The sequence below is a fragment of the Nocardia cerradoensis NBRC 101014 genome (assembly GCF_000308535.1).
In the GTDB taxonomy this organism is placed as follows: Bacteria; Actinomycetota; Actinomycetes; order Mycobacteriales; family Mycobacteriaceae; genus Nocardia; species Nocardia cerradoensis.
Map to the genome: position 1 here is coordinate 1 of NZ_BAFW01000112.1, position 13222 is coordinate 13222.

Here is a 13222-nt window from a genome sequence, read left to right on the forward strand (position 1 = left end):
GTTGAACACCCGGCTCGCGCTCGGCAGGTCGAGTCCGTAGGCGATGCGCAGGTCGCGTCCTCGATCGCGGGCGACCTCGGCCGCCCACAGCAGCGCGGTGCGGGCACCGGCCGACCCGTCGACACCGACCACGACCGGGGCGGAGGCGAGATGGTGCGCGTCGTCCGCGTACTGAGAACTCATCGGTATGTCCTTTCACCCGGATCGATTCGCCGCGCGCCGTCCCCGCAAGTGATTGCTGCCATACCTCGACCTTTCCCGACACAGGGAAGCGCCACCAGGGCCTTTGGTCCCGCGCTGCCGTCGCGAGCGTCCACCGGAGCCGGACGTCCGGCGACCGGCCGACGGTTACTGCGGCGCCGACCGTCACGACGACCACGACTGTCCGAAGACTCGGCGTTCCGGTGACTTTCGGCCGTGCCGCGCCCGCTGTCCGCGCGCGATGCTGAGGCGAACGACGTCGTGACCCGGCTGTGAGGAGATGACGACATGACGCGGTATCCGTCGTTGGCCTTGCGCGCATGGCGCACGGGTCCCTGGGCGCCGAACCGGTTGATGCGGCCGTCGGACCGAATCGAGGCCGTCGTCCGGATTCTGGCCGTCGCCGTGGTTCTCGCCGCGGTGCCGATCTGCGCGGCCATGGGCACGGCCCGCTACACCGATGCCGCCGTACAGATTCGCGGCGAGAACGCGGCGAAGACGGCGGTCACCGCCACGATCGTCACCGACCCGGTCCGTACGACCGCGACATCGATGGACGTGTCCGCCGATCGATACGAAGCCACGGTTCGGTGGACGCACGACGGGCGATCCGGCGAAGCCACGGCACCCGTGGCCGCCGTGGCGCATCCCGGGCAGCAGCTGACCATGTGGCTGGCCCCCGACGGCCGCCCGACCGCCGCGCCGCTGCCCGCCGACACCGCCGCGATGCGCGGCGTCGGGCTGGGAATGGCCACGTTCGTCGAAATCTGTTTCGCCACAGCGGCACTGGTATGGCTGACGGCTTGGGGCTTCAGCGCGCGGCATCGTGCCGGCTGGGCCCGGGAGTGGCGAAACATCAGCCGCCCCATAGGAACTCCGTAAACACACGATTCACGAGGAGAACATCATGACCGAGCATTCCGCCGTACCGCAGCGGCACATCGATCGGCCGATCGTCGCCGCGGTCGACGGCTCGGCCGTCGGTTATCACGCAGCCGCCTGGGCCGCCGCCGATGCCGCACTGCGCGACTGCCGCCTCCATCTGGTCACCTCGATCTCGGTCGCGGGCGGGCTGGGGCCCGCCCCGATCCTCACCGAGGACGATATGAGCTGGCTGCACGTAGACGCCGAACGCATCCTCGTCGAGGCCGCCCGCATCGCCCGCGCCGCGACACCGGACCGTACGCCGGTGATCACCACCGAGATCACCACCGACGCCGTGATCGGGCATCTGATCGCACAGTCGGATCAGGCGGAGGGGATCGTGGTGGGCAGCCGTGGCCTGGGCGCCATCCGGCGTGGCCTGCTGGGATCGGTGTCCTCGGCGGTGATCCGGCACGCGAATTGCCCGGTGACCGTGGTGCATTCGATGTCGGCGACCGATGCGGTCACGGCGGTGAAGCCGGTTCTGGTCGGCGTCGACGGCACGGCGAACAGTATGCCGGCGCTCGAATTCGCCTTCGCGGAGGCGTCGCGGCGCACCGTCGGGCTGGTGGTGCTGCATGCGTGGAGCGACCGCAGCAGCGGCCTCGACCCGGCGATCGTCGGCTGGGACGCGATCCGGGAATCCGAGGACGCGGTCCTGGCCGAGACTCTGGCCGGATACTCCGAACGGTATCCGGATGTGAAGGTGCGTCGCGAAATGGTGCTGGACCGCCCAGTGCGCTCCCTGCTCGACGCGTCCGAGAACGCGCAGCTGGTGGTCGTCGGCAGCCACGGCCGCGGCGGATTCACCGGAATGCTCCTCGGCTCCACCAGCGCGGCCCTGGTGCAGTCGGTGGAATGCCCCATCACCGTGGTGCGGCAACCGGTCGAATAGACTGCGGCGCAGCGGGTTCGGTAGGGGTCGGCGGGGTCAGCTCAATGGAGCCGACCACTCCAGGCGAGTGCCCGGCCGCGCCGAACCCGCCACGCCGGCCTCGGTGCGGAAGGTCCCGCCCAGCGACCGCGCGCGCTCGGCGAGATTGGTCAGGCCGCTGGGGGTGATGTTGTCACCGATACCGCAGCCGTCGTCGGTGACGGTGATCGTCAGATCGTCGCCGACGCCGATCACGACCTCGAGCGTCGTGGCGCCGGCATAGCGGACCGCGTTGCTGACCGCTTCGCGCACAACGGCTTCCGCGTGGTCGGCAAGCTGCGAACCCACCACCGACAGCGGTCCGGCCACCCGCAGCGAGCTGCGGATCGGGGTGTCGCCGCATTGCTGGCGGATCGCCTCCTCGAGGCGCTGGCGCAAGCGCGTGCTGGTGCCGCCGTGCAGATCGAAGATGGAGGTGCGGATCTCCTGGACCACATCCTGCAGTCCGTCGATCGCTTCGGTGAGCCGGACCTTGACCTCGGGAACGCGGGTGCGGGGCACCGCGCCCTGCAGGGACAGGCCGATCGCGAACAACCGCTGGATGACGTGATCGTGCAGATCCCGGGCGATCCGATCGCGGTCGGTGAGCACGTCGAGTTCGCGCAGCCGCTGTTGGGTGGCGGCCAGCTGCATGGCCAATGCCGCCTGATCGGCGAAGGCGGCGGCCAATTCCAGCATCTCGTCGTCGTAGGGGGCGGTGTCCTTCGCGCGGACCGCGATCAGGATCCCTTGTGGGGCATCGCGAGTGTGCAGAGGGACCAGTAGCACCGGTCCGCCCGTGGGGAACAGTGCGGCGAAATCGAGGTCGCTCACGTCGTCGAAGCGCAGCGGCCTCCGGTCCGCGAAGGCCGTCCCGATGACGCCGGTGACGTCGAGTGAGCGTCCCGCGGCGTCGGTCCGTTCGCCCGCGGCCTGGTCGACGATCAACTCGGTGATCTCCTCGGCCGGCACATCCGGGTCGGTGACCGTGGCGAGCAGCACCCATTCCGATCCGGTGAGCACACGGACATGGTCGACCAGATGTGCCAGCACCCGGTCGGGTTCGTCGGCGGCGAGGAATTCCGTGGTCAGATCGCGGGTGGCCTCGATCCACGCCTGCCGGTTGCGGGCGGCCTCGTACAGCCGGGCATTCTCGATGGCGATACCCGCGGCGGCCGCGAGTGCCTGCACGATCAGCTCGTCGTCCTCGGTGAACAGCTGACCGCCGGCCTTCTCGGTGAGATACAAATTGCCGAAGATCTCGTTGCGAATATGCACCGGAACACCGAGGAACGTGCGCATCGGCGGGTGGTGGGCCGGGAAGCCGACCGACGACGGATGCTTCGCGAGATCCTCGAGCCGGATCGGTGCGGGCTGGGTGAACAACATACCCAGCACGCCGTGGCCCTCGGGCAGATCGCCGATCTGCTTGCGCGTCGGTTCGTCGATGCCCTCGTAGATGAACTGCAGCAGATGTTCGTCGTGGCCGCGGACGCCCAGCGCACCGTACTGGGCGTCGACCAGGCTGATCGCGGCGTGCACGATGGCGCGCAATGTTTCGGCCAGATCGAGTCCCGCCGTCACCGCCAGCATCGCCTCGACCAGACCGTCCATCCGGTCGCGGGAATCCATGATCTCGTCGACCCGATCGCGCACCTCGGCGAGCAACTCGCGCAGCCGCAGCTGCGAAAGAGTGTCGCGCACCGAGTAGGTACCGGCTCGCTGATCATCGGGCATATCGTCAGTCTCGATTCACTGTCCGAGTAACGCGAAACATCGGTGTTTACGCTTGCGCAAAGCCTACCGCCATGCCCTTCGCCGCAACAGATATCCGCCGGTCGCAGGGTGCGCGGCGGCTGACGGGCGTGGCGCCCCCGTCTCACCGGCCGAGGAAGGTCAGCACCTCGTCGATGTCGCGGCGCGGGGTCGAGGGCGGGATCGGCTCGTCCGCCGGAGAGTTGCCGATGCGGACCAGGACCTGCGGGAAGTGGTGATGCGGCAGCAGCGCGGCCAGGGATCGACGACCCGCGGGCACCTCCGTGAGATGCGTGACCGGGCAGGTGCCCAGGCCCGTGGCAGTGCATTCGAGCAGTACCGCGGACAGTGCCTCACCGGTGCGGAGCCAGTACGGCCGCGCATCCTCCGGCGAGCTGATCGCGACGAGCCGGGCGTGATCGAGGTGGCCGGCGCGGCGCTGCGAATGCGGCGCCGACGGGAACGCCCGGGCGACGTCGACTCGCGCGAGTTCGGCGTCGGAGATCAGACCGCTGGCGGGTACGCCCTCGGAGCCTTCGACATGTCCTGCCCACCAATGTAATTCGTCCTGATACATCCAGTCGTCACGGCGAGCCGCGGCGGCGGCGCGCGAGATCGCGGCGACCCGGGCGCGGATGTCGCCGGCGAATTCGTCGAAGTCGAGGTCGTGCGGGGTGACGAGGGCGCGCAGCCTCGGGGCCACTTGCTCCCAGTGCCGGGGCGCGTCCATCGGCAGCCGGTCGGTGTATCGACGGGTGATGGCCGCCGCGCGATGCGGGATTCCGTCTGGAGGGTCTCCCCACGGCCGGAATTCGAGCACCGCCATGAGGCCGGGCTCCTGCGGATCGGGCATCCGCACGATATCGGTATGCCAGTCCCGGGCGGCGAAAGCGGTGCGGGCGTGATGCAGTACCGTGCCGCAGCTGATCACCTGCTCGCGGCCGTGCGGGTCGGCGCCGGCGAGGACGCGATCGGGATCGGTGTACAACAGCAGCTGATGCCGATCGAAGATCCAGCGCCAGGGTTGCGTGTTGTGGACCGAGGGTGCTCGCTGCGCCAGTTCGACCACTGCCGCGACCGTGCGGTCGTCGGGCCTGTCGACGATTGTCGAGTGCTTTGCCGTGGTCATGGTGTCCAGTCTCACAACCGCGAGGCGATGCGAATACGGGCATTGATCCCGCGTGGTGGGGCCGATGGTCACCGGCCGGTCCGGGCTACTCCGCGGTGGTACGCGAATGCAGTTTGGTGGCGTAGACGGCCGCCTGGGTGCGGCGCTGCATACCGAGTTTGGCCAGCAGCCGCGACACGTAGTTCTTGACGGTCTTCTCGGCGAGGAACATGCGATCGGCGATCTCGCGGTTGGTCAGGCCCTCGCCGAGCAGGTCGAGCAGTTTGCGCTCCTGCTCGGTCAGCGTCGCCAGTGGGCCGTCGGGCTCGGTGCCGTGGCGCAGCTGCTCCATCAGTGCGGCGGCGGCCCGGTTGTCCAGCAGCGATTTCCCGGCGCCGACATCCTTCACCGCGCGGGCCAGCTCCATCCCTTTGATGTCCTTGACCACATAACCGCTGGCACCGGCGAGAATCGCGTCGAGCATCGCGTGCTCGTCGGTGAAGGAGGTGAGGATCAGGCAGCGCAGGCCGTCGACCTTCGACAGCAGCTCCCGGCACAGCTCGATGCCGTTTCCGTCGGGCAGGCGGACATCGAGGACCGCGACGTCGGGCCGCAACGCGGGGATGCGAGCGAGGGCCTGCGACACCGATCCCGCCTCACCGACGACCGACAACTCCGGGTCGCCGTCGAGTAGGTCGCTCAGCCCGCGGCGGACGATTTCGTGGTCGTCGACCAGGAAGACCTTGATCATGGCGAGTGCGTCCAATCGGAGAAGCGGTGAATGTACCCACCATATCCGCCTGACCAGCCACTCATCATGGACGAAAGTCCCTTTCCTGGTTGCTGGAACTTCCCGGTTGCCGGGCGCTACGCGTCGCCGGGAACCGTCGCGGCCGTCCCGTTGAGTTCGCTGCCGAGCAGTACCGCACGCAGTGGCTCGGGGACCACCGCGAGGACGTGGTCGAGATGTCCGGGGGAGAACACATCGGACAGTGCGATCGTCACGGCGCCGATCAACGCCACCGCCTCGTCGGCGGACACGCCCGCCTCGTGGGCGAACGCGTCGACGAAGGAGGCGACGTCGTGGTGCACGGGAACATGGGCGGGCACCCAGCCTTCGTAGAAGATGCCACGCAGCAATTCGGGCAATTGGGCGCTGAAATGCGCGGCCACCGGGACGTCGAGGCGGTCGCGCACGGTATGCAGCCAGGCGCGCAGCGCCCGCAGGGCGAAGGTCCGGTCCTCGGTGGCCAGCCGGTCGGCGACGGTGCGCAACCAGGTGTGGGCGGTGTTCAGGGCCGGAGCGAACGGATCATCGTGGTAGGTCATTCTTTTCGGCTTTCGGCGAGGGGGTCGGTGGCGCCGGCGGTCCGGGTGACTCCGGTGCGCCGACGAGACGGATACCGGTCACGATGGTGGGTTCGATTTCGACGACCGTATCGATGGTCGCCGCTGTCCACGGTCGCAGCATTCGCTCGTAGCGCGCGACCCGGTGCGGATCGGCGACCGGCCGCGCGAGGCCGGTCACCACGACCGACCAGCCGGTGTGGGTGCCGGGATCGATCTCGTCGGCCTCGTAGGCGACCACCACTCCGGAATCGGCTCGGATCGCCGAGGTCAGCCGGGACGTGAGCCGGGTGCGCACCACGACGCGCCCGTCGGCTTCGACGACATGGTTGACCGCGCGAATGGCCGGTAGCGCGTCGCGAGTGAAAACCACTCGGCCGTAAGCGATTCCGGCCAGCAGCCGCATCGCCTCCGCACGGCCGAGAGCGACCGTGGAGTTGGGTGCGCCGTCATCGGTGCGGTCGGGCGGTATCACGATACGGTGCCTCTCGGGAGCTGAGCATCCGGTCTGTTCATGCCACCACCGTGCGGGTGGTGCTGCTAGGGGCGAAGGTCCACCACTGCGAGGCCTTCGCCGGATTCATCGTCGCGAGGTGATGAATCCGTAGTGACCGTCGTAGCGGTGATAAAACACGCAGCCGCGATCGAGTTCGCGATCGCGGTAGAAGAGGAACGGTGAACCGCTCAGTTGCAGCCGGGTCAGGGCCATCGCGCGGTCGAGGACAGGCGCCGGGGCCTCGTCGACTGTGAGCGGCAGATCCGCCGCATCGGCGGTCGCCGCGCGTTCGTCGAGCCGGGTCAACCGGTAGTGACCGCCTGTGGTGCGCGCGAGCACGCTCTCGGTATCCGCGCCGGACTCGGTGAACAACCAGAAGTCGTAGTCCATCAGCGCCATATCGGCCGCAGCCTCCGCGGCGGTGCGGTCGAGCAGATGAAAACATTTGGTGCGCACGATCTTCCGCTGCGTGACGGGGCGCAGATAGAGCAGTGTGGCGGCCGGCGGATCACACCGCTGCGGCTGCGTCGCTGCACCGCCGATCGGCATGCGCAGCCGAGCGCGGGTCCGTGTCTGCAGCAGATCCACCGCCTCGCGGGCCGTTGCTCCCGTCACCTGCACCCGCAACGGTCGCGCGGCGACGATGTCGGCCTGTGCCACGAACGGATTCGCGAGCGCCGACTCGCGATGGTCGGCCAGGCGGACCCGGATCGATGCCACCTTCGACGGTGCACAGCGCGCGGCGTCGCCGATGCGCCGTCGCGCGTACTCACCGAACATGCTGGGAACTCGATCACCGAGCCGGATATCGACGGTGGGCAGGTCGTACTCGGGGCCCTGGTCGTCGGATTCGGCGCGGCGTACGGTGCCGTGCCGAGCGCCCGGCGCGGTGCTCGCGAAGTTCATGGTCACGCTCCTTCGCGTCGATACCACCGCATCGCCGGCGCTCGGGCCAGGGCCGAAGGTCACCGGCCCGCCTCGTGTTCGTCAGCGCTGTCAGGTGCCGGCGGCGGGTTCGGTGGTGTCCGGCGGCCCGGAATACGGACTCTGCACAGCCGCGAACTCCGGCGTGGAGGCGAGGGTGACGACCGCCTCGAACAGCTGCTTTCCCTGCCGCGGATCGGGAATCTTCGTCAATACGGGTCCGGAGAATCCGCGGCCGTCGACGACGGCGATCGGGCTTCCGCTGGGTTGCCCGAGGGTCTGCTGGGCGGTCCGATGCGTCTCGGCGACGAACGCGTCCAGGCCGGGGTCGTCGGCGGCCGCGGCGAGCGCCGGGTCCAGATTCAGGCGGGTGAGCAGGGCGCCGATCGTCTCGTCGGTGATCGGTTCCTTGCGGGTGTGCGCCACGGTTCCGAACTCCTGATACAGCCGGTCGAACCCGTCGTCTCCGTATCGGCGGGTGACGGCGGCGAAGACCCGCCCGAGGCGCCGTGATCGTTCCATCATCGGCCGTTGGTCGTCGTCGACGTCCTGTCCCGCGTTGAGTTCGGCCAGGCTCATCTGCCGCAGCGTGACGTGAGCGTCGGCACTCGTCTGCAGCCAGCGCGCGGTGACCCAGCTGAACGGGCAGACCGGGTCCACGTACAGCGCGATATCGGTCATGTCGTCTCCTTTCGTCTTCATGGCCGGTGTACCCGGATGTGGCCGAGCGCACCTTTGCGTCCCCGATACCCCCTGGGGTATGTTGGCCGCTATACGAAATATACCCCCTGGGGTATCTAAGGGAGGCGTGCATTATGACCGAAACGCAGGTCGTGTCACCGCCGGCGGCCACCACGCGAGGCCCCGGCGGATTGCTGAGCAGGCTGGGTGCCGCCATGGCCGGCCACACCCGGATCGTGTTCGGGGTGTGGCTGCTGGTGCTGGTGGCGCTCGGAGCCGCGGCGCCGAGCGTGTTCAATTCCCTCGCGGGCGCCGGCTGGCAGGCGAACGGGTCGGATTCGGTGCGCGTGCGCGAGCTGGCCCAGCAGCACTTCGGCGGCAATTCGTCGGCCGCGGTGCAGGTCGCGGTGCATTCCGACAGCCGGACCGTCGAGAGTCCGGAAGTGCAATCGGTGCTCGGCCGGATGACCGCGATCTTCGCCGGTGATTCCCGCTTCGGCGAGGTGGTGGCGCCCCAGCCGGGGATGTCGATCAGCCCCGACGGGCACACCGGAATCCTCATCGCCGGCGCCGCGGCCTCGACCGACGACATGGTGAAGGCGGTCGACGCCCACAAGGATGCGCTGACGGCGTTGTCGGGCAACGGAATCGAGGTCTATCCGACCGGCGCGTCGGCGCTGTGGAGCGACTTCAACAAGGCCAATCACGATGCGATGCTGAAGGCCGAGATGTTCTCCTGGCCGGTGACCCTCGCGATCATGGTGGTCGCTTTCGGATCGCTGGTGGCGGCCGGGCTGCCGCTGCTGCTCACCCTGGCCGGCTTGATCGCCTCGGCCGGCGGGCTGGTGCTGCTCAACCATGTGACGCCGATTTCGGTGTGGGCGATGAACTTCGCGATGATGTTCGCCTTGGCGCTGGGAATCGACTACGCCCTGTTCCTCGTCGCCCGCTTCCGCGGCGCGCTCGCGGCGAGTTCCGATCCACGCGCGGCGGTCGCCGAGACCATGAGCACGGCGGGTAAGGCCGTGGTGCTGTCCGGGCTGACGGTGCTGGTCAGCTTGTCGGCGGTGCTGATCGTGCCGGCTCCCGCGGTGCGGACGATGGCCGTCGGAATCATGTTCGCGGTGGCGTTCGTGCTGCTGGCTACGCTGACCCTCCTGCCTGCCGCGCTGGGAGCGCTGGGTGGCCGGATCAACGCCGGATCGCTGCCGCGGATCGGCCGCCAGCCGCACCGCTCACCGCGGTTCGCGGCCTGGGGCCGGATCCTGCACGATCGGCCGTGGCCGTTCGCGATCGCCGCGCTGCTGGTCCTGGTCGCGCTCGCGATCCCGGTGACCGGGCTGAAGGTGGCGATGCCGTCGATCCAGGTCGTGCCTGCGGACGCACCGGTTCGTCAGGGTTACGAGTTGGTGCAGGCACAGATGGGCGAGGGCGCTCCCGGAATGTTGCAGATCATCGCGCCCGCAACAGAATCCGGCGCGGTGGCGAATGCCGCCTCGGCGGTCGACGGCATCGCGATGGTCACCCCGCCGCAGCCCGCCCGCGACGGCAGCGGACTGGCGATGATGCAGGCGCTGCCCAACGTCGATCCCTCCGACGCGCGGATGGCCACGATCCTCGATCACCTGCGCGACCGGCTGCCGGCCGGAGCGCTGGTCGGCGGCGCACCCGCGGAGAATCTGGACCTGCAGCACGCGCTGAACCACTACTTCCCGATCATCGTCGGAATCATCCTGGTGCTCGGCTTCGCTCTGCTGCTGGTGGCGTTGCAGGCTCCGCTGATCGCGGCGCTGGGCACGGTGGTGAGTCTGCTGTCGACGGCGGCGGCGTTCGGAGTGGCGAAACTGATCTTCCAGGACGGGCACGGGGCCGCACTGCTCGGTTTCCGCCCGCAGGGATTCCTCGACGGCTGGGGCCCGGTGTTCTTCTTCGCGATGATCTTCGCCATCGCCATGGACTACACGGTGTTCCTGCTGGCGACGGCGAAGGAGCACTACGAGCGGTCCGGCGATCCGAGCCGCGCTCTGGTGGACGGATTGGCCCATTCGGGCCGGGTGATCTTCGCCGCCGCGGCGGTCATGGTGGCGGTGTTCTTCACCTTCTCGCTCGCCGATCCGCTACCGCCGAAGGAGATGGGCATCATTCTCGGTGTGGCCGTGCTGCTGGACGCCGTCGCGGTGCGGCTGGTGCTGCTGCCGGTGCTGTTGCGGCTGACCGGTCACCGGGCCTGGGCGTCACCGCGGTGGTTGCGCCGGATCCTGCCCTCGATCAGCTTCGCGCATGACTGACGCCACAACCCTCCGGCATACCCCCAGGGGTATGCCGGAGGGTAGACGACGAGAGGACGGACAGCCATGGTCGGCAACGAGGAAACGATCGCACAGGTACTCAACCGGTTGCGCCGCGCACAGGGGCAACTCGGCGGTGTGATCGCCATGATCGAGCAGGGACGCGACTGCAAGGACGTCGTCACCCAGCTCGCGGCGGTGTCGCGTGCCCTGGACCGGGCCGGATTCAAGATCGTCGCGACCGGCCTGCGGGAATGCCTCACCGGCGAGAGCGCCGACGGCGCCGAACCGATGAGCGAAGCCGAACTCGAGAAACTGTTTCTCGCCCTCGCCTGAAACGCGAAGGCGCCCAACCGATTACCGGAAGTGAACGCATGCCGAACCTACCTCGCCACCAGGGCTGGTCCATCGCCCGCGTCGTACCGCTGCTGGCCGGCACCCTCGTGCTGATCAGTGTGGTCGCGGCCGCGGCATGGTCGGGCTGGTGGCTCGTTCTCACCGGGTTCGTCGGCGCGAATCTGCTGCTCTACGGCGTCGCGGGCTGGTGCCCGGCGACCCTGCTGCTGCGGCGGCTGGGCCTGCCGGCCACCGCCGGCTGTGCCGTGTCACGAACCTGACCCCATCATCGACAGAAAGCGGGCGACCATGAATCTGGCGATTTCCACCACGCTGCACACCGACCGGTTCGACGATGCCGTCGAGCGGACGCGGGCCGCACTCGCCGAGCAGGGTTTCGGAGTGCTGACCGAGATCGATATGGCCGCGACCCTGAAGGCCAAACTCGGCGAGGACATGGAGGATTACCTCATCCTCGGGGCGTGCAACCCGCCGCTGGCGCATCGCGCGGTCGGCGTCGACCGCCGCATCGGATTGCTGTTGCCCTGCAACGTGATCGTGCGCCGCGATCCGGGCGACGCGGGAGCCGTCATCGTCGAGGCGATGGATCCCGAGGTCATGGTGCAGGTCACCGGTGATCCCGGACTGCAACCGATCGCGACCGAGGCCGCCGCGAAACTCCGCGACGCCATCGATGCTCTGACCGAGGCCTGACGGCGTCACGCGCGGCCGGCAGGCGGGCGCGCGTGAACTCCGCTATCTTCGAGCTCGTGGATTCCGAGGCAACGGCCGACCTGCGCCGCCGCCTCGGTCTCGGCGACGCGGTGGTGATCGGACTCGGGTCGATGATCGGCGCGGGTATCTTCGCCGCGCTCGGCCCGGCGGCTGCCGCTGCGGGATCCGGTTTGCTGACCGGGCTGGCGATCGCGGCCGTCGTCGCCTACTGCAATGCCACCTCCTCGGCCCGTCTGGCCGCTCGCTATCCCGCCTCCGGCGGCACCTACGTCTACGGCCGGGAACGCCTGGGGGAGTTCTGGGGGTATCTCGCCGGCTGGGGCTTCGTCGTCGGTAAGACGGCTTCGTGTGCGGCGATGGCACTAACCGTCGGTGCCTACGCCTGGCCCGGCCATGCGCATGCGGTGGCGGTCGCGGCGGTGGTCGCGCTCACCGCGGTGAACTATCGCGGGGTGCAGAAGTCGGCGCTGCTGACCCGGATCGTCGTCGCCCTGGTGCTGGCCGTGCTGTCCGCAGTCGTCGTCGCGGCGTTCGCCGGTTCCGCCGCTGACGCGGGCCGGTTGGCGATCGGAGCCGACACATCGGTCCGGGGCATTCTGCAGGCCGCCGGACTGTTGTTCTTCGCATTCGCCGGCTACGCCCGCATCGCCACCCTCGGTGCGGAGGTCCGCGACCCCGCCCGCATCATTCCGCGGGCGATCCCGCTGGCCCTCGGCATCACGCTGGTCGTGTACGCGGTGGTCGCCGTCGCGGCGCTGACGGTGCTCGGGCCGCACGAATTGGCCTCGGCCGCAGCGCCGCTCGCCGAGACGGTGCGCGCGGCGGGGCGCCCCGAGCTCGTCCCCGTGGTGCGTGCCGGGGCGGCGGTCGCAGCGCTCGGCTCCCTGCTGGCATTGATCCTCGGGGTCTCGCGCACCACCTTCGCCATGGCCCGGGATCGGCATCTGCCGCACCGGCTGGCCGCGGTGCATCCGCGTTTCGCCGTCCCGCATCGAGCCGAACTGGTGGTCGGCGCGGTCGTGGCGGTCATCGCCGCGACCGCCGATCTCCGTGGCGCGATCGGATTCTCGTCCTTCGCGGTGCTCGGCTACTACGCCGTCGCGAACGCCTCCGCGTGGACGCTGACTCCGGAGGAAGGCAGACGGCCGCGCGTGGTTCCGGTGGTCGGCGCCGTGGGCTGCGTGGTGCTGGCCTGCACCCTCCCGCTCACGTCCGTGGTATCGGGCGCGGTCGTGCTGGCGATCGGTGCGGCGATCTACGTCGCGCGCCGATCTCTCGCACGGTAACGTCGCGGCAGTATCGCGCGGGCAGCGCTGAGACGCACGGTGCCGACAGTGCGGTGACAGCGGGCGCGGTGCTGACGGCAAGCGATTCGCCGGGCCGATCGGTTAACCGGCGCCGTCGGTGACGCGCAGGATCTCGTGCAACGGCAGCCGCGGCGTCGGGTCCGGGTGCGGTTGGTTCTGCGGCGCACGCCCGACGCGAATCAGTACCTGCGGGAAGGCATTGCGGCC

At 69.2% G+C, this 13222-nt stretch carries 14 protein-coding genes and 1 pseudogene; 7 read left to right on the top strand and 8 right to left on the bottom strand.

Going from position 1 to position 13222, the window contains the following annotated elements:
• Positions 1–183, bottom strand: a 183-nt coding sequence (locus tag ON23_RS11935) for a universal stress protein (RefSeq protein ID WP_039778173.1), incomplete at its 3' end; no start/stop codon positions are given.
• A gap of 306 nt (positions 184–489) precedes the next feature.
• On the opposite strand from ON23_RS11935, the gene ON23_RS35890 reads away from it, so the two are divergent.
• Positions 490–1083 carry an Rv1733c family protein gene (locus ON23_RS35890; RefSeq protein WP_051042507.1) on the top strand — a complete coding sequence of 198 codons (594 nt, stop codon included), beginning with the start codon at positions 490–492 and terminating at the stop codon, positions 1081–1083.
• Positions 1084–1108: 25 nt separating this feature from the next.
• Positions 1109–2020 carry a universal stress protein gene (locus ON23_RS11945; protein ID WP_039778174.1) on the top strand — a complete coding sequence of 304 codons (912 nt, stop codon included), beginning with the start codon at positions 1109–1111 and terminating at the stop codon, positions 2018–2020.
• A gap of 36 nt (positions 2021–2056) precedes the next feature.
• On the opposite strand, the gene ON23_RS11950 is transcribed toward ON23_RS11945, so the two are convergent.
• The 7 genes from ON23_RS11950 to ON23_RS11980 all read right to left on the bottom strand — a co-directional run bounded on the left by ON23_RS11950 (position 2057) and on the right by ON23_RS11980 (position 8349).
• A complete protein-coding gene (locus ON23_RS11950) occupies positions 2057–3775 on the bottom strand; it encodes a GAF domain-containing sensor histidine kinase (RefSeq protein ID WP_039778175.1) in 1719 nt (572 codons plus the stop codon).
• Positions 3776–3917: 142 nt separating this feature from the next.
• A complete protein-coding gene (locus ON23_RS11955; RefSeq protein WP_039778182.1) occupies positions 3918–4922 on the bottom strand; it encodes an Acg family FMN-binding oxidoreductase in 1005 nt (334 codons plus the stop codon).
• Between the two features lie 85 nt (positions 4923–5007).
• Positions 5008–5652: a response regulator gene (locus ON23_RS11960; protein ID WP_039778176.1), complete on the bottom strand. Its 645-nt coding sequence runs from the start codon at positions 5650–5652 to the stop codon at positions 5008–5010.
• Between the two features lie 116 nt (positions 5653–5768).
• A complete protein-coding gene (locus tag ON23_RS11965) occupies positions 5769–6230 on the bottom strand; it encodes a DUF2267 domain-containing protein (RefSeq protein WP_051042510.1) in 462 nt (153 codons plus the stop codon).
• Positions 6214–6723, bottom strand: coding sequence for a pyridoxamine 5'-phosphate oxidase family protein (locus ON23_RS11970; protein ID WP_063821258.1), 510 nt, complete (start codon positions 6721–6723; stop codon positions 6214–6216). Before ON23_RS11970 ends, ON23_RS11965 begins: the two co-directional genes overlap by 17 nt.
• Before the next feature lie 105 nt (positions 6724–6828).
• On the bottom strand, positions 6829–7650 hold the full coding sequence (locus tag ON23_RS11975) for a sigma 54 modulation/S30EA ribosomal C-terminal domain-containing protein (RefSeq protein WP_051042513.1): 822 nt from the start codon (positions 7648–7650) through the stop codon (positions 6829–6831).
• A 90-nt stretch (positions 7651–7740) separates the two neighbouring features.
• Positions 7741–8349 (bottom strand): mycothiol-dependent nitroreductase Rv2466c family protein, encoded by a 609-nt coding sequence (locus ON23_RS11980; RefSeq protein ID WP_039778177.1) that lies wholly within the window; start codon positions 8347–8349, stop codon positions 7741–7743.
• 134 nt (positions 8350–8483) lie between these two features.
• Here ON23_RS11980 and ON23_RS11985 point away from each other — a divergent pair, with 134 nt between their 5' ends.
• From ON23_RS11985 to ON23_RS12005, 5 genes and pseudogenes are all read left to right on the top strand, one after another.
• The gene (locus ON23_RS11985; RefSeq protein WP_039778178.1) at positions 8484–10637 is read left to right on the top strand and encodes an MMPL family transporter; all 2154 of its coding nucleotides are present in this window, start codon (positions 8484–8486) and stop codon (positions 10635–10637) included.
• A 66-nt stretch (positions 10638–10703) separates the two neighbouring features.
• Positions 10704–10973: a metal-sensitive transcriptional regulator gene (locus tag ON23_RS11990; RefSeq protein WP_030516394.1), complete on the top strand. Its 270-nt coding sequence runs from the start codon at positions 10704–10706 to the stop codon at positions 10971–10973.
• Positions 10974–11011: 38 nt separating this feature from the next.
• The gene (locus ON23_RS11995) at positions 11012–11254 is read left to right on the top strand and encodes a YgaP family membrane protein (protein ID WP_039778179.1); all 243 of its coding nucleotides are present in this window, start codon (positions 11012–11014) and stop codon (positions 11252–11254) included.
• Positions 11255–11282: 28 nt separating this feature from the next.
• Positions 11283–11687, top strand: coding sequence for a DUF302 domain-containing protein (locus tag ON23_RS12000; RefSeq protein ID WP_039778180.1), 405 nt, complete (start codon positions 11283–11285; stop codon positions 11685–11687).
• A gap of 131 nt (positions 11688–11818) precedes the next feature.
• Positions 11819–13047, top strand: a pseudogene (locus ON23_RS12005) (APC family permease); the annotation flags it as partial.
• Positions 13048–13222 lie beyond the last annotated feature (175 nt).

Coding starts and splice junctions, on each gene's coding strand:
- ON23_RS35890 (WP_051042507.1), top strand. CDS start 490: ATGACGCGGTATCCGTCGTTGGCCTTGCGCGCATGGCGCACGGGTCCC.
- ON23_RS11945 (WP_039778174.1), top strand. CDS start 1,109: ATGACCGAGCATTCCGCCGTACCGCAGCGGCACATCGATCGGCCGATC.
- ON23_RS11950 (WP_039778175.1), bottom strand. CDS start 3,775: ATGCCCGATGATCAGCGAGCCGGTACCTACTCGGTGCGCGACACTCTT.
- ON23_RS11955 (WP_039778182.1), bottom strand. CDS start 4,922: ATGACCACGGCAAAGCACTCGACAATCGTCGACAGGCCCGACGACCGC.
- ON23_RS11960 (WP_039778176.1), bottom strand. CDS start 5,652: ATGATCAAGGTCTTCCTGGTCGACGACCACGAAATCGTCCGCCGCGGG.
- ON23_RS11965 (WP_051042510.1), bottom strand. CDS start 6,230: ATGACCTACCACGATGATCCGTTCGCTCCGGCCCTGAACACCGCCCAC.
- ON23_RS11975 (WP_051042513.1), bottom strand. CDS start 7,650: ATGAACTTCGCGAGCACCGCGCCGGGCGCTCGGCACGGCACCGTACGC.
- ON23_RS11980 (WP_039778177.1), bottom strand. CDS start 8,349: ATGACCGATATCGCGCTGTACGTGGACCCGGTCTGCCCGTTCAGCTGG.
- ON23_RS11985 (WP_039778178.1), top strand. CDS start 8,484: ATGACCGAAACGCAGGTCGTGTCACCGCCGGCGGCCACCACGCGAGGC.
- ON23_RS11990 (WP_030516394.1), top strand. CDS start 10,704: ATGGTCGGCAACGAGGAAACGATCGCACAGGTACTCAACCGGTTGCGC.
- ON23_RS11995 (WP_039778179.1), top strand. CDS start 11,012: ATGCCGAACCTACCTCGCCACCAGGGCTGGTCCATCGCCCGCGTCGTA.
- ON23_RS12000 (WP_039778180.1), top strand. CDS start 11,283: ATGAATCTGGCGATTTCCACCACGCTGCACACCGACCGGTTCGACGAT.